This window comes from Planktothrix prolifica NIVA-CYA 540 (genome assembly GCF_963864145.1).
GTDB lineage: Bacteria > Cyanobacteriota > Cyanobacteriia > Cyanobacteriales > Microcoleaceae > Planktothrix > Planktothrix agardhii.
Genome location: NZ_CAWLTW010000001.1, coordinates 1,875,258 through 1,899,133, shown reverse-complemented (window position 1 = coordinate 1,899,133; position 23,876 = coordinate 1,875,258). Strand labels below are relative to the sequence as shown.

Sequence of the window (23,876 nt, the reverse complement as noted above, 5' to 3'; positions counted from 1 at the left end):
TAAGGGGAGGGCTAGGGTGGGGTTCTATATTCTGATCGCAAATCATTTAAGATTGCTATATCAACGAAGATGTTATTATTCAAAGATATTGTTGCTTTAACAGAAGACATAGAAGCAACCCATTTTGAAACCAAAGAAATCATTAAACTATCTAAAGGACAAGTAGGAACAGTCGTAATGGAATTTGACGGCAGTGCCTTTGAGGTAGAATTTTCTCATCAAGATGGCACAACTTATGCAATGGAGACAATTCCCGCCACAATGTTAATGCTTTTACATTATGATTAAAGTGTTGGTGTCGCCTTGCCACAATTTTAATGTCTGCTTATGCCCAAAAAGATTCGAGAACTCAAAAGCCTACTGCTAAAAGCAGGGTTCACTTATCGTTCGGCAAAAGGCAGTCATACCAGATGGGTTCATCATGAGCTACCTAATGAACCAATTACCATTGCTGGAAATGATGGCGATGATGCGAAACTGTATTTAGAGAGAGAAGTTAACCGAAAACTCGGAATATTGAAAGCCATTAAAGAAGAGGACTCGGAATTATGAAATTACCTTATATAATTGTTATTCAATGGTCTGATGAAGATAACTGCTACCTAGTGCATTTACCTGATTTTCCATCCCAGCAGTTCCACACTCACGGAGATACCTACGAGGAAGCTTTGAAGAATGCAGTAGAGGTATTAGAGCTTTTAGTTGAAGAATATCAGATAGATGGTAAATCTCTCCCCAAACCTAAAAATATAGCAGAAAACCTTCTGTTTGCTTGAACATAGGTTGGAAGCGATCGCGCCTCATTAAATTATCTAAAGGACAAGTAGGAACGTGGATACGAATATTTTGCTGCGGTTTGCCGATCGATCCAAATACTATCTCTGAACAATAAAAGTCGATCGGACATTTCTCTCAAATCCGATCACCCTTAAACCAACTCTACATAACACGCACTCCTTAATGCAAAATCTACGAGGGCGATCGCTCTTTTTTAATAAGTAACCCAAGGTAAATAATACGATATTTTCTAATTGTATCAGTAATTCTGGATTAATTTCACCAATTTTACTTCGCAATCTTGTTTTATCTAAGACTCGCATTTGATGACACAATGCAACGGAATCTTGAGCTAATCCTCCCTCACTGCCGGGAATAAAAACACAGGAAGGAAGAGAGGCACGGCGCAGATTATTTGTGAGAGGAATACTGATAACAGTAGTCGTGTACCTCGAAATAGTATCGTTCTGAAAAATAATTGTGGGACGTACACCAGCCTGTTCGGAACCTTGTGTGGGATCGAAGTTGGCAATCCAGATTTCACCTCGTCTGATTGTCATACTAAATCTTCATGTTTTAGGAGTTCTGCATATTCACTAATGCCGAGTTCTGCAAGTTGTTGGTCTTCTTCGGCAAATTCGCTGTAAAGTGCTGCTAAGTTAGTTTCATCAATGGCTGTAATAGTAACTAATCTGGCACGGAATTTTAGAAAGGCAATAAATTCAAATACTTGTTTGAGTTGTTCTTGATCGAGCTTTTCTAACTCTTTTTGGATTAAATGTTTCATAGCAGTTATTCTTATTGTCAAGCTTTCTAAATTATAGAATATATGTGATGTGAAGCATACCTTACCATAATACTCACCTCATCAGAGGCGATCGCCTACCTCTTTGAATATAGCTGAATCCAAGAGGGCGATCGCGGAGGATTGTCCCTACCAATGCGATCGCACCCAATGACTGTAGGGGCGGGTTCGCCTGAATATTTGACACCCCTCAACAAATTATAAAAACCCGCCCCAACCCCACCAACAAATTAACAATTAATTCAATTTAATGGTTATTCAGTGATAGTTATTCGGGATTATTCGTTGGATGGGGGCGGGTTTATTAAGGTTATCGGTAGGTGACATAATTGATCGGTGGGGGCGGGTTTATTAAGGTTATCGGTAGGTGACATAATTGATCGGTGAACCCGCCCCTACAAATTTTATTCAATATCGCCCTTAAACCAACTCTACATCACAGTAACTGGAAATGGGGCCATCACGTGATCCACCATCCAGACCAAAATTTGTGAAATTTGCAATAGAATTTAAGTCGCGACTGCCACTTCTAGCTGAAACGTCTACAAATGAACCTGATGTCCTACAGTCCCCAAAAGCATTTGGCTTGTTTCGTATCCCAAAACTTATTGTGCCACTTGAAGATGAAACGGGAATGATTTTGGTTTGTGTTCCACTACTTGTATCAAGTTCTACGAGAAAATTGTCTATGTCATTTTGTGGATCGCAGTATGTTAGTGTGTATTGTGCCGTTTGTCCGTAGGGGATGCGATCAGGTATCAAATCTACTTTAATGTTTGAACCTCCTCCTGGCAAACAAGTTGGTGGTGGTTCAGGCGTTACAGGAGTAGTCGCAGGTTTATCGCAAAAGTCAAATGGAAAATTATACTTTTTAGTAAGAAACTTTCGGATCTGAGGCAACAAGTCTTCTTTAGAAACTGTCGGCTCCTTCGGCTCCTTTTCCCGAACTGAATCAAGGAGCATAGCACCAGAATAGTTGATCTGGTTTATTGTTGTAGAACTCTTAACTACCCGTCCAAACAAATCACTAATCGCACTCAAACCTAAATCCATATCACTACCCGTAAGCAATATACAACTGTACTTAACGACTTTAAGTGAAATAGCCACTACCTCCAGTCCTGCGGCAGCAATTTCAAGGGGAGGCAATACTAAACCACCAACTGCTGACGCAAGAGCAGCTGTATCAATCACTTGACCCAGTTTGTTAACTTTTTTACAGAAATCATCAAGCGACTGACAATCTTTCGCAAAATCTGGTTGACCAACAGTCGGAGGAGTAACTGGTGGAGGAGTAACTGGTGGCTCAGGAGTTGGCTCAATTGGCAGGGGAAAAGTTACAGTGTCAATAATCTGACCATCTTTGATCCCCGATATAACACCTTCCTCTTGGTTTCCATTTTCAGCGTTCTGGCGAGACTCAACTCGTACAGTTTCATTAGATCCTTCAAGAGTAATATCCGCACTTGTACCATCTCGATTGAAAAGCGTTGTACTACCACGAACACCAGTTGTAGGATTGGGTACAAATATAACTGATTCTACGAAACGTCCGTCAGCATCATCTTGAAAAACAATTGTATATTTGCTACCATCACTCGCCGGAAATTCCATCTGAAATCTATTTTCAGATAGCTTTGTTACTTCTGGTAAATCAATTGTTGCTACATCTTCAGGACGCTCTCCTTCCACATCATAAGGTCTGAAACGACCTTTTAAATCCTCTGGTGTCACTCCTAAAACAGTACCTAACAAAGTCCCTGTTGCAGCTACTTTAATATCTACAGCCGAACCACCAGAAGGCTGCACTTTCGACTCCAAAATAACATCAGATTCCCGAAGATTTGTACTAAGTCCGATGAAATCAATTGTTCTTTGAAAGTCAGTAATTAAATCAAAAGTCGGAGAGCCTAAAGCCGCCTCATAGCGCAGAAAAAACACATCTTGACCCGCACCACCAGTCAAAGTATCATTGCCAAAATCGCCGATTACTAAGTCATCCCCATCTTCCCCATTGACAATATCGTTACCGCGACCACCTCGCAAAAAGTCGTTACCGCCTCCACCGAAAATTACGTCATCACCCCTATTTCCGTTGACACCATCAGCACTTTCACCACCCTGCAAAGTGTCTGCACCATCACCGCCAAGAAGACCGTTTTGGCCCGCACCGCCACTCAGAAAGTCGTTTCCCGGGCCGCCGTAGAACAAATCAGCACCACCGAGGCCCTCAATTCTGTCATCCCCTTCATCGCCATAGACGATATCCGCAGATTCCGAACCCGTAATCGAATCCGCACCGCCTAAACCCCGCAAACCGCCTACAAGAGTATCAAGCAAGCCGAGGGGAATCGTGAATGTGTCGCTTCCCTCGGTTAAAATGTAAGCACTACCATCGCTCGAAAGTGAGCCCCCGCCGACTTGAGAACTTGATCGCCTGATATTCGCAGTAGAACTGGGGAGAAATTCGTTTCCTGTGTTAGCATTTAAGAGGTCTTGCGTGACAGAGCTTTCTAGCGTATCGTTGCCCCCAGGGTTGAGGATACTCTGGACATTCTGAGCATTCGATACCGTTTCTTGAGTCGGGGCTTTTTTGAAGGAACAGCCGCAATCCTCTTGACTTTCTGCACTGCTACCATTCAGTAAGTCATTGTTCTTTTCTAACAAAGCTACATTGTCAGGCATTGTGTCTCACTTTCACTCAGATAAATTTGTGACTACTATACCTGACCTTGATTGCATTTGTCTTGACCAAAAAAGCCCGAAAAAGCCTAAAAAAGCCCGAAGTTTTACACAATTTTATTTTTCCTTGACTCAACATAAGCTCCCCAAGGAGGATCGCCCGTTGCAAGCCGTCCCTGACGAAAACGAACTGCTGAAATTGGTCGATTGCCTGATCTTCGAGAAAACGGGCAAACATCTCAACACGCTACAACAGCTAGTGTTTCAGGGAATGTATGATGGCAAAACCTACGAAGCGATCGCCCAGGACACCCGCTACACTACCAAATACGTCCGAGAAGTCGGCTACAAGCTACTCAAAACTCTCTCGGTAGTTATGGATGAAGATATGCAAAAAGGCAATCTCAAAGCTGCTTGCGATCGCAGAAATATTAGCAATAACTCAAACTTCGGTAGAGATTATATTCAATATATTCAATCCGTTGAATACGTCCACACTCTCAACCTCAACCCCAGTCTTTCATCGCCTAGCAACTCTGACAACAATCAACCCACTGAATCCAGATTCAAAACTCAGATCGAACGCCTCGAAATTGATGTTGCTGATGTCGTTTGCAAATTGCACAATCAAGGTATCCAACCATGCCAAATTGCTCAATTGCTTGGTCTTCCCGATGGGGTGATCGAAACAATATTGCGTGAATTATCTTGACACTCTCGCCGTTAACCTTTCAGGTTTAACGGGAGTCCTCTTTTTGCATTACAGATAGATAAAATACTTCTTTTCACAGATTTAAGCGGATTACGCAGATTAACACAGATTAAAATCCGTGAAATCCGTGAAATCCTCTTAAATCCGTGATCATTATTTACCGTAGACGTTTTTCATCTTCTCTACGTCTGCGATCGCGCCATTCAGCCACCGTTAAATAAATGACACCTCCGGTAAAAATTATCAACATTGAGAAAGCCAATAATACCAAAATCTCAACCAGGGTTAACTCTTGTAAAACTTCCATAGGTTAATTGAAACAGTGCAGTTTTTATCTATTTTAATTCAATTTGTAGAGGGAATCATGATTTGATTCACCCTACAACAATCTAGCAAAAGTATTAATCTGTGAAACTGGGTAACAGTAGTTTACACCGCAGGTAACTCATCTAAAATGGTAAACCGAACATGATTAATTGCTAAGCTTCCCAGAGAGACTTTTTCGCGGTCAACATCAACCCCTTGACTGGTCAATCGTTGAAAACGAATACCCTTGCCAATTTCAATATGATACCAAGCTAATCCCATAAAAAATCGCAGAGGATAGGGCCCGCCTTCTTGAATATCATCGGGGTTAGATTCCATCGGAACCCAACCAAAACCAGGGATATAAAATTCTAACCAAACATGATTATATTCCGGTTGTAAAGGCACTCCTCGACGGTCAGGAAATTGCGGGCATTTATAACGTCCAATAGTTCGACAAGCGATGCCATTTAATCGGGCTAAAGCTAATAAAACCCCCACATATTCCCCACAGGAACCAATTCCTCGCTGCAAAACTACATCGGGATTTTCAATTTTAGAAGTCAGACTATAGGATAACTGATCATAGACATAATTACGAATACCTAAAAGTTTTCGGAGAAAATTAGTTTCATTGCGAATTGCTGTTTTTGCCGCTGCTTGGACAACTGCCGTATTCATAGCCAAATGATCATCATCTATAAAATACTTTTCGGGAAAATCCGAGGAAAGTTTAGGTAAATTTTCTACTTGACGGGGATGGATTTGATATTTAATACTCCGAACTTCTAACAATGCTTTCCAACCAAAAATCAAACGTTCCGTCGAAGTCAAAGGATTAAATTGAAATACCGCGACTCTTTCCCCATCTTCAAATTCCTCTCGAAAAGGAATTCCAATCGCCGAAACCTCTAAAACTTTCTGGCGATTTGTATTAGAAGGTAGGGCAATTCGCCATTCTAAATTTTCGATATGAACCGCATCTAAGGGTTCTAATTCCTCCACATAGGACATTTCAATCAAATAGCCATTAGATGTGGCGTAGTTTTCCTGTTGATTAAAATGAAAAGAGAGGGGATGGATAAAAGTACGATTGCGTTTTGCTAATTCAAATTGCTCATAGGAACTGGGATTATCTCGGATATAAAGTTCACTGCCAGCATAGGCTACATAGAGAACTTCTTCTTGGGTTTCTGGGTCAGTATAAAAGGTTAAACCAGTAGGAGATTCAAAGGGAGTTAACACACTAAATCGAGTTTCTCCTGTGGCTTTTTCCAAACAATAAACCGTCTGTTCTTCTCGATCGCAAACCCATAATTCTTCATTTCTAATCGTGAGGTTTTCTAGTCCAATCCCTGGGGCGGAAAAGCGGGTAATTTCTCGTTTGGTATTTTGACTATAAACTAGAATAGAAGCAATGCGATCGCAAGCAAAATAAAGAGTCGATTCATAAACCGCAATTCCAGTAGCTACATCTGGTAACAGCATAAACAATTGAGGTTCAAGATTAATAATAGAATTACCTTGAACAACCTGGGGACAAAAATAGACTTCATTGCCGCGAGTAAACCAAAGATTATCCTGCCAAATTGCCAAACCCGTCACATCTCTAAAAGCTAAAGTTAAATCAGGATTAACAACCGTGGCATTATCTGTTTTGGGGTCAATTTGCAGTAAAAATCCCCGGGAGGTATCAATCGCCAATAGGGTATTTCCTAACCACGTTAAGCCATATAAAGCTGAAACCCCAATGGGCCGAATTGTCCGAGGTTTAAAACCGCTATTTTTTCCAAAAGTCAATGAGTTAAGATTCATAGAAATTGTCATTATAGTTGAAACCAGGATATTTATTGATCGAATCAGGTCAAAGTTCAGACTTAAGATAGGCAACAACACCTAAATTTTCCTAAAATCTGATTCAGACTCAAACATTTAAGATTAAGCACAGATTTTGACAAATTTTGCAGGAACATTAGATACAATAGTGATGTCGATAAATGCTACTATCTCTGCCCATCGGTAAGCGTGATTAATTATGGCTATGCCAATGTTTTTCCTCCACCGTGCAACCCTTGGACTAACGTTATTGTTGCAAATCGTGGTTGCTAATAGTTTGATTGTGACTGCCGCCCATTCAGCCTCCTTACCTCAGAATCTGGGGGATGAACAGAATCAGGTTAATTTTGGGGATCGGGAACGGGTTCAGCAACCTGAACAATCGGGCCAAAGCAGTGATTCACCGTTTACCAACTGGAATGCCTTTACACCACCCGAACGGGGAGTACCCGGGCGTCGAGAAGGGGGCGGAACTCGGGGCATAGGTTGTCCTAGTTCGATGACTGCTTTAATTCCAGAGTCTACAATGGGTCGCACCGCATCAGGTCAACCCGCATTTTTTCTTTATATTTCAGGGACAGTCGATCAAAAGATATTAGAATTTGAGATTGCAGATGAAGGGGATAAAACCCTTTACAAAACCACATTTCCCATCAGCACCGATCGCCCTGGAATAGTAGGAATTCAGTGGTCTGAGAATGCTAAATCCGTAACTTTACAAGACAATAAAAATTATCGTTGGTATATAGCACTTAAATGTAACAGTAGTGATGCTTCTAATGATCTTCTCGTGAGTGGCTGGATTAATTCCGTTGCTTTAAGTCCCAATCAAAAACTTGAATTAGGACAAACAACCGATCCCTTAGAACGTTTAAAAATCTATGCCAACCAAGGACTTTGGCATGAAACAATATCAACTTTAGCAACCTTAAAATTGAATGATTCTGAAAATTCATCTCTTAACAATCAGTGGAACGATCTATTAAAATCTATTGGCTTTGATCCGGATCAAAAACAAACTCAGATTGATAAAGAAAAAGCTCAATCTATCCTCGATGCTCCTATTCTGAAAATTCAAACCAATTAGTAATCCCCGTAAATGGAAGTAGACAGTCATTGTAACCGAAAAAAGTTTGATTTTATTGTTTTAATGATTGACGGTTGACTGATTACTGATTACTGTTAACTGATAACTGATAAAAAAATAGGCATTCTATGGGTAGGAGTGAAAATTTTACAAAATTTTGTCACGGTGGTCTGATAGTTACCAGTACCCTATTGCTGGTTGTTTCCCTATTTTCTCGTCAAGGCCTTTCTCAAGAATCTCCAACCCTAATCTCCTCTGTCATAGAAACCCCCGAATCCCTGACCCCCGAGCACGAGATTCCAGTTGTAAAATCAATCCCATTCCTTTCTCCTTCACCTGTAACACCCTCAGAACTTGCTGATATTCCTCCAATTCCTCCTCTACAAACCCTGAACTTTGCGGATTTCTCAGGAAAAGGGGTTTCAGGAGAATCTTGTGATTTTGGGAATTGTCCCACTTTGGCCCAAGCCACACCAATTAATATTCCCCCCCAGGTTCCCCAGCCCGATCCTAACAGAGATCGCTTTTTACCCCGACCTCCTATCCCCCCGAAACCCGAACCCCCGCCAAATCCTGAATTAACCCCCACTCCTACCCCCGCCCCTACCCCGCCAACGGATGAAACCCCGATTCCGGTTCAACAGATTAACGTTACTGGTAGCACTATTCTTACCTCAGAGGAAATAAAAACCTTAGTTAACCCTCTGGAAAATACTTCTGTCACCCTAACTAAACTGCGAGAAATCGCCGATAAAATCACAGCCATTTATTTGGAACGGGGTTATATTACCTCCAGAGCAATTGTTCCCGAACAAACCATTAATAATGGCATTGTCGAGATTCAGGTAATTGAAGGAACCCTAGAAAATATCGAAGTGGAAGGAATCAAACGCCTCCATCCCTCCTATATCACCAGTCGGATTAATTTAGGTGCGGCTAAACCCCTGAGTACCGCCGCCTTAGAAGACCAATTGCGACTATTAAGAATTAACCCCTTATTTGAAACCGTAGAAGCCAGTTTAAGGGCTGGAACCCAAGAAGGTCAGAGTATTTTAATTGTGCGGGTCGTAGAAGCACCGCCCTTTGGGGTTAGTTTGAATGTGGATAACTATTCTCCACCGAGTATTGGTTCTGAACGCATGGGGATAAGTGTCCGTCATCTCAATCTTACAGGTCGCGGGGACTTCCTGGGACTGTCTTATAATACCACTCGCCTGATTGCGAATGGGGATTCAGATATTATTGATGCTTTGTATAGTATTCCGATTAACCCCATGAACGGAACCATACAACTGAGAGTTCAACCTTACCAAAATCGGATTACTCAAAAGCCCTTCGACGCCCTGAATATTGAAGGGAAATCTCAACGTTACGAAATTAGCTATCGTCAGCCACTGATCCGTAACCCAATCTCGGAATTTGCCCTCTCTTTTGGCTTTGCTTACCAAGATAGTCAAACCTTTTTAGACAATAACGGAGAACCCTTTGCCTCCGGGCCAGATAGTAAGGGATATACTCGCACCAGTGTGCTGAAATTTGGACAGGACTATCTGATTCGAGACACAGAAGGGGCTTGGGCTTTGCGATCGCAATTTAACCTCGGTTTAGATATCCTCGGCGCCACCGATGTCAGTACCCCCAATGCGGCGTTTTTCAGTTGGTTAGGTCAAGTCCAACGGGTACAACGTTTAGGGGAAAATAATCTTCTAATTGCCCAAGGGGATATTCAATTATCGGCCGATCCGTTATTTCCCTCACAACAATTTGTTATCGGAGGTGCTTTATCCCTGAGAGGTTATCGTCAAAATGTCCGGGCTGGGGATAATGGCTTTCGGATTTCCTTTGAAGATCGAATTACCTTAGATCGAAATCAAGACTCCGAACCCGTATTTCAACTGGCTCCATTTCTCGATTTTGGTGGGGTTTGGAACCATGATCGCAACCCCAACCAAATTATCGGTAAAACCTTTTTAGCGGGTGCAGGACTAGGATTAATTTGGCAACCTGTTAACGGCTTAAATCTTCGCCTAGACTATGGAATTCCCTTAATTAGTATTAGCGATCGGGGTAATAATATTCAAGACGATGGGATTTATTTTAGTGTGACTTATACACCTTAAGCTACTTTCTCAATTGATTAAATTCTGCGACCGTATTTCCCTTGTCTTGATATTCTTCCTGAATCATTTCAAAAACATAAATTAATTCAGATAAAGCTGCTTCTGAACTTTTTCCCCAAGCATGACAACCAGAAATGGCTGGGACGTAAGCGACAAATGTTCCATTATCATCAGGACGGGTAACAATCGTATAGTCTCGTAAAATTTTCATGGCTATCTAATCACGCACATAATATCCAGAATTAGTTAATTCAATCCTATCTAAATCTAGGTATTTTGGCTACTGCAATTAATCCCAATCTCCTCGTTTCTAGGTTCTACCTAGAAATGATATTAATGGAGGCTCCGCCTCCTTTTATTTGAGGCAGAGCCTCAAAGTTGGCATTCCAATGCAGAGCATTGGAACGAGATCATTATTACTCTTATTGATTAATTTGAGAGGCAAATTGAGGACAAAAATGTTTAGTAGCTAAGACCAAACGAAAACTGACAAGGCGAAGATTAGCTCTGTATGTTGCTGAACCTTCATCTTGTTGAGACAGTTTTTCAGATTCAGATTTAATAATATCTTGGTAAGATTGACCTGATTGAAAAGCAGCACAAAACTTTTTGGCTTCATTAACTTCTCCATCTGGTGAATTTTTAATTGTGCTTAATAGAAGACTTTTTAACAAAGGTTCTTCCTGGGAATTAGCTAACTTTTTATAGTTTTGAATAAAAGATTGTTCTACTGATAAGTTATTCAAAATTTGAGCAGGATTTTGAATAGTAGAATTTAATCTTCCACACATATAAGTTGGAATTCGCATATTTTGATCGAGAGAATTGATCCAAAAGCAACCCTCAACTTCTTGAGCTTTAATGTCTAAAATTGAAAAAAAGAAAGTATTAAATAATGTCAATGGTAGAATAAACTTTGACATTATTTCATTGATTTTCATGTTTATATATCCTTAAAATATCAATACCAAATTATTATCTCCAGTCTACAAAAACGGGTGGTATTTTTATATCGCTTTCTCTGCGACCTCCTAAATCTGTGTCTTTCAAAACAGGTTTTCTAAATTCACGTCTTTGGTTGGGAGCCAAATAAGCTTCTACATCTAATGTTTCAGTTGTAATCACATCTCCTGTTGATTTATCCTCAAATTGTAAGGTTATCTGACTAACCTGAATAGTTTCATTTGTTGTATTAGTAATTGTACCTATTATAAAAGGAAATTCTGATCTTTCCCTAATTATTTTTGTATTAGTTAAAGCAATGCCTTTAATAATAGCCGGAGGCTCTAACTCTGCTTTTAATTCAGGGATACAGATTCCATCTAAATTAATAACTCGGTCTGCATGATCAACAATAAAACAACCAGGATTTTCCTGTGCTATAGCAACATTTTGCTGATCAGAAGTTACTAAAATAGTAATCGTTGATACACCCAAAAGTGAAATCAAGCTAATTCCTACAACTTGATTGAAACCGTTAAATTGATTAAGCATACGTTCTCCTTCTGTTTGAAATTTAGCTAGATAGAAACCCGAACATTTTCAATGCCTATAGTTTCTATCTAGCTAAGTTCAAACTTGTGTTAAAATTAGCTAGTTTGAATTAAAACTATTCAGATATTGGATAGCGGGGTTAAATCAAAACTTAAAACTATTTATTTGGGCTAATTAGCTCAGATGAATAATTACTACACATCATTTTAACTAGGTATTATTATAGGATAATTTGTGATTCTGTACAGTCGGAAAAAGTCGGATTAAGTCGGGAATTTTATATTTTTTTCAGATTTGAGAAAGTCGGAAAAAATCGGAAAAGGTCGGAGAAAGTGGTTGAGGTCGGAAAAAGTCGGGTACAATAGAGACAAAACTAACATCTAACACAGGGTATGGACGTGCAAGAAGTCCTCAGACTAGCGGATCACTTGGTTTTTACCAAGACGGGAAAGCGCCTGGATGATCTTCAAGAAGCGATATTAAGGGGGAGTTTAGAGAACGAAAAATACTCAAAAGTGGCGGATGCGTTTCACTGTTCTGAGGGTCATGTCAAGGATATTGCTTCTGATTTATGGAAAATTCTCTCCGATGCTTTAGGCGAAGAAGTGAGAAAATATAATTTACGTTCGACTCTGAATCGGCAAAAATCTTCTAATTTCCTAAATTTTGCTAAAGATTCTGTACAAATTAATCATATTAATGTTTGTCATAAACCTCCTTTATCCTCAGATGATTCTGCTACACCTAAAAACAATAAAAATGAACCTTTATTAAGAGTTAATTTAGATGATGCACCGGATGTTTATGAATTTTTTGGACGAACAGAAGAACTGGAAACTTTAACAGATTGGATACTCGAACAACGCTGTCGAGTGGTGATGCTTTTGGGGATGAGTGGAATCGGAAAAACAGCATTAGCGGTTAAATTAGTTCAAGAGATTCAAGAAAATTTTGATGCGGTAATTTGGCAAAGTTTGGAGGCTCAACCCGCTTTAAATGAATTATTAATAAATTTACTGCAATTTTTATTAGACCAACCAGCAAATCAACTTCCAGTAACTTTGAATGAACAATTGAGTGAATTAATGAAGGTATTGCGATCGCAACGTTGCTTAATTATTTTAGATGATTTTCAAACTTTATTTAATTCAGGTCAATTAGCTGGAAATTATCGACCCAATTTTGAGAATTATCGGTTATTTATTAAAAAAATCAGTCAATTAAATCACCAAAGCTGCGTAATACTCAATAGTTGGGAATTACCAAAAGATTTAATTGAATCAAGAGGGAAAAATACAGCGATACATTATTTATTGCTTTCTGGTTTAGGAGAATCAGCAAAAGATTTGTTAAAAGCTCAGGGATTATCAAATATTGAAAACTGGAATACTTTACTTGATTATTATGGAGGAAACCCATATTTTTTAAATAGTATTTCTACGGTTATTAAAAATTTATTTGGAGGTAAAGTTTCTGATTTTTTAGACTATGAAACTTTATTTCTAGGAGAGGATTTAACGGAAAGTTTGACCCAACAATTTAATCGTTTATCGGAATTAGAACAAAAAATTATTATTCATTTAGGACAAAACCCTAACAGGATTATGCTATCAGAGTTTCAATCTAATCTGAAAATATCTCATTCAGATGTATTAAAAGCCTTAGCTTCTTTAGGACAAAGGTGTTGGATTGAAAGATTACAATTAGAAAGTCGCATCTATTTTACCCTTCAACCGATGCTGAAATATTATATAGCGAGTCTAAATGAATTGTAAAAAATAGGGGTCAATATTTTGAAATATTATCAGGGGAAAATATCCTACCCCAATTCACCCTAAACTTAGAACAAATTTGATCAACCCCGTTGTTGCGCTTAAGCGCAATCAGAAACCTATAATCAAAACAATTAACCTCAATAATTTTCTCGTTTCTAGGTTCTACCTAGAAATGCCGTTGATGGAGGCTCCGCCTCCTGTTATTATTTGAGGCAGAGCCTCAAAATTGGCATTCCAATGCAGAGCATTGGAACGAGGGGAAATTATTCTGAAATATGGAGGTACGCCCAAAAAACCCGGTTTCTTCAAAAAACTAGGTTTTTAATCCTCTGCGGAAAAATTTGCAAAAATTAACATTTAACGGGGTTAGTTTTGATCAAGGAATTTTTAGGGTAAATAATCAGTAAAATTGCTTAGTCCTTTAGGCCAAAAATTCCTGAATTACGATGGGATACCAGAGTCAATGATCACTGTTTAACTGATGACTGATTAGGGTAAAGGGTTTTATGGGGGTAACTTTTGGACATTTCAACCCAACCTAGTTTTGATTTTTTTGCTTATTGTAACTATTTTTATAAAAAAGTAATATAAAAATTAAAAATATTACTTTGAGGCTTAAAATTGATTCTGATTTGATATAGTTAAAATTAATCTTTAATCCGCGATAAATCTTGAATTTATAGCCATATCCATTAAAATCACCCCTTTCCTTTCTGGGGTAGTTAGACAATAATGGCTGTATCAAACCAAGAAAACCACTGCCAACAGTCAACAGTTTTTAATCAAAACCGATAAGGAGAAACAATCGTGAAATTAGCAGTCTACGGTAAAGGCGGAATCGGTAAATCAACCACAAGCTGTAACATTTCTGCCGCTTTAGCCAAACGGGGTAAAAAAGTCCTGCAAATTGGATGCGATCCCAAACACGACAGCACCTTTACCCTCACGGGATTTTTAATTCCCACGATTATTGATACCTTGCAGGAAAAAGACTTTCATTACGAAGATATTTGGCCAGAAGATGTGATTTACAAAGGTTATGCCGGGGTAGATTGCGTTGAAGCGGGTGGCCCTCCGGCGGGTGCAGGATGTGGCGGTTACGTCGTGGGAGAAACCGTTAAACTTCTGAAAGAACTCAACGCCTTTGACGAATACGATATCATCCTGTTTGATGTCTTAGGGGACGTGGTTTGTGGTGGTTTTGCTGCCCCCCTCAACTATGCCGACTATTGCGTAATTGTCACCGATAACGGTTTTGATGCCCTATTTGCAGCTAACCGCATCGCCGCTTCGGTACGCGAAAAAGCCCGGACTCACCCCCTACGGTTAGCGGGTTTAATTGGCAACCGCACCTCCAAACGGGATTTGATTGAAAAATATATTGAAACCGTCCCCATGCCCGTTTTAGAAGTGTTGCCCTTAATCGAAGATATTCGGGTTTCTCGCGTTAAGGGAAAAACCCTATTTGAGATGGCCGAAACCGATCCGTCCCTCAACTATGTCTGTGATTATTACCTAAATATTGCCGATCAACTATTATCCCAACCCGAAGGAGTCGTCCCTCAAGACACCCCAGATCGGGAATTATTCTCGTTGTTATCAGATTTTTATCTAAATCCAACTCAACCCCTTGTTCAAAGTCACGATCCTGAGCTAGACCTGATGATGGTTTAATATGTCTAGCTATCTCAGGATGAGGATATAGAGGTTATGGCTTTCTTCAAAGACTTTTCCACCGCACTTAAAGATAAGTGGTTGCAATATTACCAGGCCAATCGGGAATGGCTGGTGCTGCAAATGGATTTGAATTCAATCCCGACCCCAGATGGCGGTCGAAGACCTGCCTCATCCCTCATTTTAGGAACGATCAACGCCCTTGACCCCGAGGCAGCCCAATTGATGTTGCCCTTTTCCAAGCTCAATCCCGATCCCGAAAAACTGATTGAGGTGTTAGGGCTGAATTTTGACCCGGATTTGGCGTTGGGGGGTAGGTCTACATCGGAACAGCCTACAAAGGTTGTGGTTCAAGCCCCGACTTCTGTTCCCGTTGCCCCGGGTTACTCTCCCTCACCAGAAATACCTACTTCCGTAGCTCAGGCTGTCCCTGGATATCATCCTCCGGCACCTCCAGAAACATTGAGTTTAGAGGCGGAGATCACCCCGGCACAAAAACTCAATGTTGCGGGTGCTGTGGCGGCTGTAGCGGGCGCTACTGCGGTTGTGGGTGTGGCTGCGGTGATGGAGAAAACCCAGGATGACTTCAATCTCGAAGATGATGACTTGGGCATGGGGGATCTGGGTTTAGATATCGACACAGAGACCGCTAACATAGCCGAGGAAGACTTTGAGCTTGGGTTGGAGGATGAATCAGAATCTCTGGGGACTGATGACCTAGACATGGATTTGGAGTCCGATGATTTGGATATGAGTTTGGAGTCCGATGAACTTGAGTCCGATGATTTGGATATGAGTTTGGAGTCCGATGAACTTGAGTCCGATGATTTGGATATGAGTTTGGAGTCCGATGAACTTGAGTCCGATGATTTGGATATGAGTTTGGAGTCCGATGAACTTGAGTCCGATGATTTGGATATGAGTTTAGAATCCGATGAACTTGAGTCCGATGATTTGGATATGAGTTTAGAATCCGATGAACTTGAGTCCGATGATTTGGATATGAGTTTAGAATCCGATGAACTTGAGTCCGATGATTTGGATATGAGTTTGGAGTCCGATGAACTTGAGTCCGATGATTTGGATTTTGGGCTAGAGTCGGAAACAACATCGGCGGAATTGGACATCAATACCGACTCTGATGTCTGGGGAGATGATGTTCAGACCGAACTGGGCGAAGAAAATGGTTTAACCGATGAACTCGATCTCAGTTTAGATGCCTCCGATGATCTGGGTTTAGATGGGATGGACGATTTTGGGTTAGAAGCGGACGAACTCGGTTCAGAAGGTTTAGGAGGGTTGGAATTAGGAGATACGGATTCCGGTCTGGATGATGATCTCGGTGATTTCGGGTTAGAAGATAGTTCCTCCGATGGCTTAGGTCTTGATGCTGGTGGAGATTTAGATGATTTGGGATTAGGAGATGATGATTTAGGGGAGTTTAATCTCGACGATATGGGGGATTTAACCACGGGAGATATGGATGATATCGATATCGAAGGGTTAACTGGTTCTTCAGATGATGATGAAATTTCTCTGTCGGATTTTAAATAATTTCCCGACCTAGTTTCCTAATCCTTAATCGGGTTTGGACTTTGAATCTGCACGATTCAAAGTCATAGATAGTCTTGTCAAATTTTGATTAACAAACATCCGATTAAGAGGAAAAAATTATGACCGTTGCTCAACCACAACCGGAAGGTTTAACTTTTGAGTGTGAAACCGGAAATTATCACACCTTTTGTCCGATTAGTTGTGTCGCTTGGTTATACCAAAAAATTGAAGATAGTTTCTTTTTAGTCATTGGGACAAAAACCTGCGGCTATTTTCTGCAAAATGCCATGGGGGTGATGATTTTTGCTGAACCCCGTTATGCGATGGCAGAATTAGAAGAAGGGGATATTTCCGCTAAACTGAATGATTATGATGAATTAAAGCGGTTGTGTTTACAAATTAAACGCGATCGCAACCCCAGTGTGATTATTTGGATCGGCACTTGTACCACTGAAATTATTAAAACGGATTTGGAAGGGTTAGCGCCGAAATTAGAATCTGAACTGGGTATTCCGATTGTGGTTGCCCGGGCTAATGGGTTAGATTATGCCTTTACTCAAGGGGAAGATACTGTATTAGCAGCAATGGCAGCCCGTTGTCCTGATAAAGCTCCGGTGGCAGAAACGGAAAAAAATGAACGAAATGCGATTCAAAAATTACTGAATTTTGGCAAACAAAAAGAAGATGTTGCTCAAGAAGAATCGGAATATGCTAATCATCCGCCCTTAGTTTTATTTGGTTCTTTACCTGATCCTGTTGTTACTAATTTAACCTTAGAATTGAAGAAGCAAGGGATTAAAGTTTCCGGGTGGTTACCTGCAAAACGTTATACAGAATTACCTGTATTAGAAGAAGGGTATTATGTAGCAGGAGTTAATCCATTTTTATCTCGAACTGCTACAACATTAATGCGGCGTCGTAAGTGTAAATTAATTGGTGCGCCCTTCCCGATTGGCCCCGATGGAACCCGGGCTTGGATTGAAAAAATCTGTTCTGTTTTTAATATTGAACCCAAGGGTTTAGATGAACGGGAAGCACAAATTTGGGCGAGTATGGAAGATTATCTTCAAATTGTTCGGGGGAAATCTGTGTTTTTCATGGGGGATAATTTATTAGAGGTTTCTTTGGCACGGTTTTTAATTCGTTGCGGGATGACTTGCCCAGAAATTGGTATTCCTTATATGGATAAACGGTATCAGGATGCGGAGTTAAGACTATTAGAAAAAACCTGTCATGAGATGGGTGTTCCTTTACCTACTATTGTGGAAAAACCGGATAATTACAATCAAATTCAACGAATTTATCAGTTAAAACCGGATTTAGTGATCACCGGAATGGCTCACGCTAACCCATTGGAAGCCCGGGGTATTAATACTAAATGGTCGGTGGAATTCACCTTTGCCCAAATGCACGGGTTCACGAATGCACGGGATATTCTGGAGTTAGTAACTCGGCCGTTACGTCGAAATAACAGTCTCAAGGATTTGGGTTGGGATAAGTTAGTTAAGGAAGATGCGAAGGTTTAATCATTTCTTTCCTTTTAGGGAATAAATGATTATAATTAAAAGGGTGATCGAATGCGATCGCCCTCTTTGCTATAATCCTCAGTAATCGGTGCATCAAATAGAAGGAAAATTTTCGTCTCCTCAGAGCAAATATCCAGATCGTTGTGGTAATTAACGAATAAAATAATATCGTTAAACCGTTGGGGATCAATATTTTAGGAAAATCACCCCAAAAAACCCCACAAAACTTTCAATTCCCTTAAGATTGTTTATGAAATCGTTAAGTTCACAGAAAAGTTAACCCTTTGCTATGACAATGGAAATACTATATAGAGTTTTATTGGATTATGATCGTTAACTCATCAGTTGATGATCCTATCTGGAGGATTTAAGTCTTATGTCTCCCCAAGCTAACCTCCTGACTTTCCTTCAGGTCGTCCCTGTTTGTCACTATGACGCTTCCCTGGAAACCTTGGGATTTATTTTTTCCCAGGGAAATTGTGAACAGGTGGTGATTGTCAACTCCCAATATCAGCCCCTAGGAATGATTTCGTTGCGTCGTTTCCTTCCCTATCTGCTGAATCAGATTCCTGTTTCCCCACCGAGTCAGACTCAACCGTCCCTCGGAGAAATTTTTCAAGCCATCATTGAGCCTGTGATTGGTATTCCCTCCCATTTAAACCTACAAGAATTCTGGCTCTATTTACAATATCAGAATTCCCAGACTGGGGCGGATCAGACTCAAACTCAAAGTATATCCTTAGCTTTAGTGAATCAGACGGGGGAATTTATCGGATTAATTGATAGTTTACAGGTGTTAGACCATTTGGTAAAGCATTCCCAACCGTTCCCCCCCGTTGAGTCACCGAAAGCGTCACCCCTTCAAACTTTCGACTGGAAGACAGAAAACTCACTCGAATTAAGTTTTTTATCCCCAGACAATTCTACTTTTTCAAATCATTTAATTGAGTTTTTAAGTGAACTACCTATTCCCTTAATGATTCAACAGAATGATGGCACGATCATAAGTCAAAATTTAGCTTGGCGATCGCTAATTGGGCGAGGAGCAGAAGTCGTACAGGAAGTCGCAGAAGCAGTAACCCGTTGGACTGAAACCCCTGAACTATTTTCTGAGCAGGAAAACGGGCTGAATTCCCCTTTAGAAACTACTGGAAACTTGGGATTTTTATCTAACCCCTTAACCCATGTTGCTGAACCTTTAGCCTCAAATTCAGCCTCCTTAGAAATGCCCCAATGGTGTCAATTTGGGAACAAACCAGATACTTATATTTGCATTTGTCCTGTTACTCAAAATCAGGAGCGGGTATGGCAATTTACCCGTCAACGGTTGAACCCAGAATCAGAAATCGCATTATGTTTAGAAGAAAAGACTAATGACCTGTGGTTAGTGTTAGCTCAAGATATTACAGAACAGCATCGAGTTGCCCAGGAACTCACTGCTAAAAATACCGATTTAATTCAACTAAATCGCATCAAAGATGAGTTTATGGCTTGTATTAGTCATGAACTAAAAACTCCTTTAACGGCAATTTTAGGTCTATCGAGTTTATTAAAAGATCAAGTCTTAGGGGAACTCAATGAAAGACAAACCCGTTATGCCCAACTAATTCATAAAAGTGGTCGTCACCTGATGTTAGTGGTGAATGATATTCTGGATTTAACCCGCATAGAAACCGGACAATTAGAGTTAGTTCCTGAACCTTTACATATTCATACCGTTTGTCAAGCTGCCTTTGATTTAGCAATTCAACATTACCAAAGCCAGGATAAATCGGATATTAAACTACAAGCAGAAATCCTAGCCCAAGTTAAACGTCGATTTCACTTAGAGATTGAACCCGGTTTAGAAACCTTCGTCGCGGACGAACTTCGCTTACGACAAATGTTAGTCAATTTGTTGTGTAATGCCCTAAAATTTGCCCCCGATGGCAGTGATTTTGGTTTACAAGTTAGTCGTTGGGAAAATTGGGTAGCTTTTACTATTTGGGATCAAGGAATTGGGATTCCTGATGATAAACAACATCTGATTTTTCAAAAATTTCAACAGTTAGAAAGTCCCCTAACCCGTGAATTTGAAGGAACAGGACTAGGGTTAGTATTAACCCAACATTTAGCGCGACTACATGGGGGAGATGTCAGCTTTATTTCTAAACCCAATCAAGGCAGTAAATTTACGCTATTATTACCACCAAATCCCCCCCGTCACAATTGGGAATTAAGACATAAAATAGGTAGTCAAGACTCTCAATTTTCGACTTCTACTCCTGTAGTTTCCTCGGAAAAATCTCGGTTAGTATTAATTGTAGAAACCGTTCCCCAATTTATTCAAAACCTGAGCGAACAACTGACTGATTTAGGGTATAGAGTCGTGGTAGCCCGTTCAGGAACAGAAGCGGTTGAAAAAGCTCGTTGTTTACAACCTAGGGCGATTTTATTGAATCCTTTAATTCCTTTATTATCTGGTTGGGATGTTTTAACCCTACTCAAAACCGATCTAAAAACCCATCAAATTCCCGTGATTGTTACCGCCACGTTAGGAGATAAACAACGGGCAAAGATGAATCATTGTGATGGATTTCTCCGCCTTCCGGTTCAAGGGTTAGAGTTAGAAAAAATGTTGGCAGAATTACTCCCAGAAGTTCCATATTCTGTGCCACAACAGTTAATTATTCTTTGGCTGAGTTTATCGGGAAATCCTCAAAATTTAGTCTCAACGGGAGCTTGGGAAAATAAAAACTATATTTATCATTCAGCCTTATTTTTATCTCGATTTTCCCATTGCCGAATTTTAGAAGTAGATGATATTAGTCAAGCCTCCATCATGGCTCAAATTTGGCATCCTAATGTCATGGTTTTAGAGCGAGATAGTTCGATACAAAATCCATCCTATGTTTTACGGGAAATTAGTCAACAAGAAAGTTTAGCCCGTTTGCCCATTGTCACCCTAGACCCCCTGACCACTCAGGTTGCTAATCAAGTTGAAAATTTATCAATTTTTCCTTGTTTAGCTAATTCCCCAGAAGACCAACTCAACTCTCAAAGTTTTCCTTTATCTATCAGTTCAGCTTTATTAGAAGTCGTTCAAATTGCGACCCGTTTAAGTTGGAAACCTAGTATTTTAGTGGTCGATTCTTCTGTTTTACATGAAGAACAATTCGGTCATTTATTAGATTCTGAAGACCCTAATATAAACCCAGAGTTTAATTCTGAATTAATATTAGGGTCTGACAACAACTCCCCCTGTAATTTTGAGAAAAATCCAGCCCGTCTTGATCGGATCAATGATACTAATTTTAAGATCGATCAAGCCCTAGTTCAATATATTGAAATTGCTGGATTTCAAGGAATTATGGGGAAAAATTGGGAAGAAATTATTCGGAAAATTCAATGTAAAAGTTTGGATTTAATATTAATTTGTTTTCGAGGTCAATCCTTTGCTAATATCGTTGAAGCCTTGTCAACTTTGGAAAAAATAGAATCAAAAATCCCCATAATTATTTTAGCACAATCAGATATTAATATCTTGAATCAGACCCTCAGTAAAAAACAAGGAAATAAACCATCTTCTACCGTTGAATTAGAGGAGCATATTTGGAAAAAAATGGCTATTTATTTGCAACGCTTTACTTCTAGTTTTCCCCTTAAAGTCTTACCCTTTAATTTATCCGTAGATTCTTTGTTGGAGGAAATTAAAGTTTTACTAACTCACCCTAAACCCTATAAATGAATTCGGCAAAACGTAAATGGTTGATAGATTCCATAATATTTAATCAATTCTTAAAATTTCTAAAAGTCGAATGATTTTATACTGGACTTAAATAGAGTTATATGATTTTACAATAAAACAGGAAAAAACTATGCACTGGTTTTCATCTTTTACCTTAACAATAGCCTCTGTATTATTAACAAATCTCCCCGGAATTGCCGCAGAATCAATTCTTGTCCCGTTGGGAAAAACAAGCATTTCTATCTCCATTGATTCCTTAGAAAATTATGCCCAAAAAGGCACAATTAATTCCCAAGAATCCTTGGCGACCTATCTACAACTATTAAATCCCGAACAAAAACAAACCCTAATCCGACTATTGAAAATTCGTTATACTAATCAATATATTTCTATTCAACCTTTTTTTAATTCTCCTTTAATCTTAGCCTTTTTAAGCTATTTGGGAAATATTATTCAAACCCAATCTGGTGATAATGGAGTAGAAGCAATTCAGACTAGCTTAATTGAGGTTGCTAATATCCCCAATGGTTTTACCATTATAGATGTGATGCGTCGGTTTCCTAGTCCAGAAATTCGTTTAGATGTTGAACAAATATTAGACATTTTAACTCGGATTTTTACTTTAGTTCAGCAAACTCAGACCGTCACAAAATCTTTAGAAGTCTTATCAAATATCGAAGCTAAACAAGCTGATTTTATCGATTTTAGTCAAAAACAAGATTTACGGAAACCAGGAATATTTAAGAGTATTAAAAAAACCATAACAGTCAATAATCCCGAAAACAATCGGAACTTCGAGGTTGATATTTATTTACCCGATACTTCAACTTCTTCAGATCAAATCTATCCTGTAATTGTTATTTCCCATGGGTTAGCTTCTGATCGTTCTCGCTTTGAAAGTTTAGCTCGACACCTTAACTCCTATGGGTTTGCTGTGGCGGTTCCCCAACATCCAGGTAGTGATTATCAACAATTTCAATCCTTACTTAAAGGGGAAGTAAAAGACCTATTTGAACCCGAACAATTTATTGATCGACCCCAGGATATAACCGCCTTACTGAATCATCTTGAAAAACTCAATCCCAGTGATTTCAATAATCAATTAGATTTAAAAAATGTGGGCGTAATTGGTCATTCTTTAGGAGGATATACGGCTTTGGTTTTAGCAGGAGCTACCCTTGATTTTACCCAATTAAAAACCATCTGTAAACAGTCAGATATTCCCTTGAATCCTTCGGTTTTTCTTCAGTGTCGAGCTTTAGAACTTCCTGATAATAACTATAAACTCAAAGATTCAAGAGTCAAAGCTATTTTTGTATTAAATCCAGTGAATAGTATTATTTTGGGAAAATCGGGTTTAAGTGAAATCAAAATTCCCGTTTTTATCACAGCAAGTACCGGAGATTTTCTCACTCCTGCATTATCAGAACAGTTGCAAGCTTTTACTTGGTTAACCACCCCCAATAAATATTTAATGATGCAAAATCATGCAACTCATTTTTACGATATTACTTCAGAAAATACCTCTGAACTCTCTAAACTCCATGAATTTGTTCCTCCCACCTCTAAAATTAGTCGAGAGTATATTAAAGCCCTAAGTACGGCATTCTTTAACACCTATTTAACTCAAAATGCTCAATATAAACCCTATCTGAACGCGGCTTATATTCAAACTATTAGCGATCGGGCCTATCCTTTGAGTTTAATTCAATCCCTAACTCCCAATCAATTAACTAATGCCATTAAGGGGATAACTTCCGATAAAAATTAATCAATTAAATCTCAAAAAGGTTGACATAAT

20 protein-coding genes are annotated in these 23,876 nt (G+C 39.5%); 12 read left to right on the top strand and 8 right to left on the bottom strand.

Going from position 1 to position 23,876, the window contains the following annotated elements; translation table 11 throughout:
* Positions 1-69 precede the first annotated feature (69 nt).
* The 3 genes from AC559H_RS08715 to AC559H_RS08705 are packed head-to-tail and all read left to right on the top strand — an operon-like array spanning position 70 to position 776.
* On the top strand, positions 70-288 hold the full coding sequence (locus tag AC559H_RS08715; RefSeq protein WP_026794322.1) for a DUF4926 domain-containing protein: 219 nt from the start codon (positions 70-72) through the stop codon (positions 286-288).
* A 39-nt stretch (positions 289-327) separates the two neighbouring features.
* The gene (locus AC559H_RS08710) at positions 328-552 is read left to right on the top strand and encodes a type II toxin-antitoxin system HicA family toxin (RefSeq protein ID WP_026789158.1); all 225 of its coding nucleotides are present in this window, start codon (positions 328-330) and stop codon (positions 550-552) included.
* Entirely contained in the window at positions 549-776 is a 228-nt protein-coding gene (locus AC559H_RS08705; protein ID WP_026789159.1) for a type II toxin-antitoxin system HicB family antitoxin, read from the top strand. The genes AC559H_RS08710 and AC559H_RS08705 overlap by 4 nt, the downstream gene beginning before the upstream one ends.
* 99 nt (positions 777-875) lie before the next feature.
* Here the strand turns inward: AC559H_RS08705 and AC559H_RS08700 are convergent, their stop codons facing one another.
* The 3 genes from AC559H_RS08700 to AC559H_RS08690 all read right to left on the bottom strand — a co-directional run bounded on the left by AC559H_RS08700 (position 876) and on the right by AC559H_RS08690 (position 4,267).
* Positions 876-1,337, bottom strand: coding sequence for a type II toxin-antitoxin system PemK/MazF family toxin (locus AC559H_RS08700; RefSeq protein WP_081693654.1), 462 nt, complete (start codon positions 1,335-1,337; stop codon positions 876-878).
* Entirely contained in the window at positions 1,334-1,564 is a 231-nt protein-coding gene (locus AC559H_RS08695) for a hypothetical protein (RefSeq protein WP_036832888.1), read from the bottom strand. The genes AC559H_RS08700 and AC559H_RS08695 overlap by 4 nt, the downstream gene beginning before the upstream one ends.
* Positions 1,565-2,002: 438 nt before the next feature.
* Positions 2,003-4,267 (bottom strand): calcium-binding protein, encoded by a 2,265-nt coding sequence (locus tag AC559H_RS08690; protein ID WP_026794320.1) that lies wholly within the window; start codon positions 4,265-4,267, stop codon positions 2,003-2,005.
* 160 nt (positions 4,268-4,427) lie between these two features.
* Here AC559H_RS08690 and AC559H_RS08685 point away from each other — a divergent pair, with 160 nt between their 5' ends.
* Positions 4,428-4,976, top strand: coding sequence for a helix-turn-helix domain-containing protein (locus tag AC559H_RS08685; RefSeq protein WP_237745583.1), 549 nt, complete (start codon positions 4,428-4,430; stop codon positions 4,974-4,976).
* A 157-nt stretch (positions 4,977-5,133) separates the two neighbouring features.
* Here the strand turns inward: AC559H_RS08685 and AC559H_RS08680 are convergent, their stop codons facing one another.
* Positions 5,134-5,283, bottom strand: coding sequence for a hypothetical protein (locus tag AC559H_RS08680; RefSeq protein ID WP_162832330.1), 150 nt, complete (start codon positions 5,281-5,283; stop codon positions 5,134-5,136).
* Between the two features lie 122 nt (positions 5,284-5,405).
* Complete coding sequence (locus tag AC559H_RS08675) at positions 5,406-7,109, bottom strand: transglutaminase-like domain-containing protein (RefSeq protein WP_148292207.1); 1,704 nt, start codon at positions 7,107-7,109, stop codon at positions 5,406-5,408.
* Between the two features lie 208 nt (positions 7,110-7,317).
* Between AC559H_RS08675 and AC559H_RS08670 the strand changes: the two genes are divergently transcribed.
* Together AC559H_RS08670 and AC559H_RS08665 are read left to right on the top strand one after the other, a co-directional pair.
* Complete coding sequence (locus AC559H_RS08670; protein WP_051340011.1) at positions 7,318-8,205, top strand: DUF928 domain-containing protein; 888 nt, start codon at positions 7,318-7,320, stop codon at positions 8,203-8,205.
* A gap of 128 nt (positions 8,206-8,333) precedes the next feature.
* Positions 8,334-10,325, top strand: a complete 1,992-nt coding sequence (locus AC559H_RS08665; protein ID WP_052349320.1) for a ShlB/FhaC/HecB family hemolysin secretion/activation protein — start codon at positions 8,334-8,336, stop codon at positions 10,323-10,325.
* A 1-nt stretch (position 10,326) separates the two neighbouring features.
* Here AC559H_RS08665 and AC559H_RS08660 read toward each other — a convergent pair whose 3' ends face one another.
* The 3 genes from AC559H_RS08660 to AC559H_RS08650 all read right to left on the bottom strand — a co-directional run bounded on the left by AC559H_RS08660 (position 10,327) and on the right by AC559H_RS08650 (position 11,819).
* Positions 10,327-10,536 carry a type II toxin-antitoxin system HicB family antitoxin gene (locus AC559H_RS08660; protein ID WP_026789164.1) on the bottom strand — a complete coding sequence of 70 codons (210 nt, stop codon included), beginning with the start codon at positions 10,534-10,536 and terminating at the stop codon, positions 10,327-10,329.
* 211 nt (positions 10,537-10,747) lie between these two features.
* Positions 10,748-11,266: a hypothetical protein gene (locus AC559H_RS08655; protein WP_026789165.1), complete on the bottom strand. Its 519-nt coding sequence runs from the start codon at positions 11,264-11,266 to the stop codon at positions 10,748-10,750.
* Between the two features lie 34 nt (positions 11,267-11,300).
* Positions 11,301-11,819, bottom strand: a complete 519-nt coding sequence (locus AC559H_RS08650; RefSeq protein WP_026794317.1) for an FxLYD domain-containing protein — start codon at positions 11,817-11,819, stop codon at positions 11,301-11,303.
* A 392-nt stretch (positions 11,820-12,211) separates the two neighbouring features.
* Here AC559H_RS08650 and AC559H_RS08645 point away from each other — a divergent pair, with 392 nt between their 5' ends.
* The 6 genes from AC559H_RS08645 (at position 12,212) to AC559H_RS08620 (ending at position 23,846) form a co-directional block, all read left to right on the top strand.
* A complete protein-coding gene (locus AC559H_RS08645; protein WP_026794316.1) occupies positions 12,212-13,594 on the top strand; it encodes a helix-turn-helix domain-containing protein in 1,383 nt (460 codons plus the stop codon).
* Between the two features lie 807 nt (positions 13,595-14,401).
* Positions 14,402-15,268, top strand: a complete 867-nt coding sequence (bchL, locus tag AC559H_RS08640; RefSeq protein WP_026794315.1) for a ferredoxin:protochlorophyllide reductase (ATP-dependent) iron-sulfur ATP-binding protein — start codon at positions 14,402-14,404, stop codon at positions 15,266-15,268.
* 36 nt (positions 15,269-15,304) lie between these two features.
* Positions 15,305-16,822 (top strand): DUF5331 domain-containing protein, encoded by a 1,518-nt coding sequence (locus tag AC559H_RS08635; protein WP_026798483.1) that lies wholly within the window; start codon positions 15,305-15,307, stop codon positions 16,820-16,822.
* Between the two features lie 119 nt (positions 16,823-16,941).
* Positions 16,942-18,348: a ferredoxin:protochlorophyllide reductase (ATP-dependent) subunit N gene (locus AC559H_RS08630; protein WP_026794313.1), complete on the top strand. Its 1,407-nt coding sequence runs from the start codon at positions 16,942-16,944 to the stop codon at positions 18,346-18,348.
* 376 nt (positions 18,349-18,724) lie between these two features.
* Complete coding sequence (locus AC559H_RS08625) at positions 18,725-22,075, top strand: hybrid sensor histidine kinase/response regulator (protein ID WP_026794312.1); 3,351 nt, start codon at positions 18,725-18,727, stop codon at positions 22,073-22,075.
* A gap of 130 nt (positions 22,076-22,205) precedes the next feature.
* Positions 22,206-23,846 carry an alpha/beta hydrolase gene (locus AC559H_RS08620; protein ID WP_026794311.1) on the top strand — a complete coding sequence of 547 codons (1,641 nt, stop codon included), beginning with the start codon at positions 22,206-22,208 and terminating at the stop codon, positions 23,844-23,846.
* Positions 23,847-23,876: the final 30 nt, after the last annotated feature.

Bases quoted from the DNA above. Each gene is read 5' to 3' on its own strand.
- AC559H_RS08715 (WP_026794322.1), top strand. From the start codon at position 70: ATGTTATTATTCAAAGATATTGTTGCTTTAACAGAAGACATAGAAGCA.
- AC559H_RS08710 (WP_026789158.1), top strand. From the start codon at position 328: ATGCCCAAAAAGATTCGAGAACTCAAAAGCCTACTGCTAAAAGCAGGG.
- AC559H_RS08705 (WP_026789159.1), top strand. From the start codon at position 549: ATGAAATTACCTTATATAATTGTTATTCAATGGTCTGATGAAGATAAC.
- AC559H_RS08700 (WP_081693654.1), bottom strand. From the start codon at position 1,337: ATGACAATCAGACGAGGTGAAATCTGGATTGCCAACTTCGATCCCACA.
- AC559H_RS08695 (WP_036832888.1), bottom strand. From the start codon at position 1,564: ATGAAACATTTAATCCAAAAAGAGTTAGAAAAGCTCGATCAAGAACAA.
- AC559H_RS08690 (WP_026794320.1), bottom strand. From the start codon at position 4,267: ATGCCTGACAATGTAGCTTTGTTAGAAAAGAACAATGACTTACTGAAT.
- AC559H_RS08680 (WP_162832330.1), bottom strand. From the start codon at position 5,283: ATGGAAGTTTTACAAGAGTTAACCCTGGTTGAGATTTTGGTATTATTG.
- AC559H_RS08675 (WP_148292207.1), bottom strand. From the start codon at position 7,109: ATGACAATTTCTATGAATCTTAACTCATTGACTTTTGGAAAAAATAGC.
- AC559H_RS08670 (WP_051340011.1), top strand. From the start codon at position 7,318: ATGGCTATGCCAATGTTTTTCCTCCACCGTGCAACCCTTGGACTAACG.
- AC559H_RS08665 (WP_052349320.1), top strand. From the start codon at position 8,334: ATGGGTAGGAGTGAAAATTTTACAAAATTTTGTCACGGTGGTCTGATA.
- AC559H_RS08660 (WP_026789164.1), bottom strand. From the start codon at position 10,536: ATGAAAATTTTACGAGACTATACGATTGTTACCCGTCCTGATGATAAT.
- AC559H_RS08655 (WP_026789165.1), bottom strand. From the start codon at position 11,266: ATGAAAATCAATGAAATAATGTCAAAGTTTATTCTACCATTGACATTA.
- AC559H_RS08650 (WP_026794317.1), bottom strand. From the start codon at position 11,819: ATGCTTAATCAATTTAACGGTTTCAATCAAGTTGTAGGAATTAGCTTG.
- AC559H_RS08645 (WP_026794316.1), top strand. From the start codon at position 12,212: ATGGACGTGCAAGAAGTCCTCAGACTAGCGGATCACTTGGTTTTTACC.
- AC559H_RS08635 (WP_026798483.1), top strand. From the start codon at position 15,305: ATGGCTTTCTTCAAAGACTTTTCCACCGCACTTAAAGATAAGTGGTTG.
- AC559H_RS08630 (WP_026794313.1), top strand. From the start codon at position 16,942: ATGACCGTTGCTCAACCACAACCGGAAGGTTTAACTTTTGAGTGTGAA.
- AC559H_RS08625 (WP_026794312.1), top strand. From the start codon at position 18,725: ATGTCTCCCCAAGCTAACCTCCTGACTTTCCTTCAGGTCGTCCCTGTT.
- AC559H_RS08620 (WP_026794311.1), top strand. From the start codon at position 22,206: ATGCACTGGTTTTCATCTTTTACCTTAACAATAGCCTCTGTATTATTA.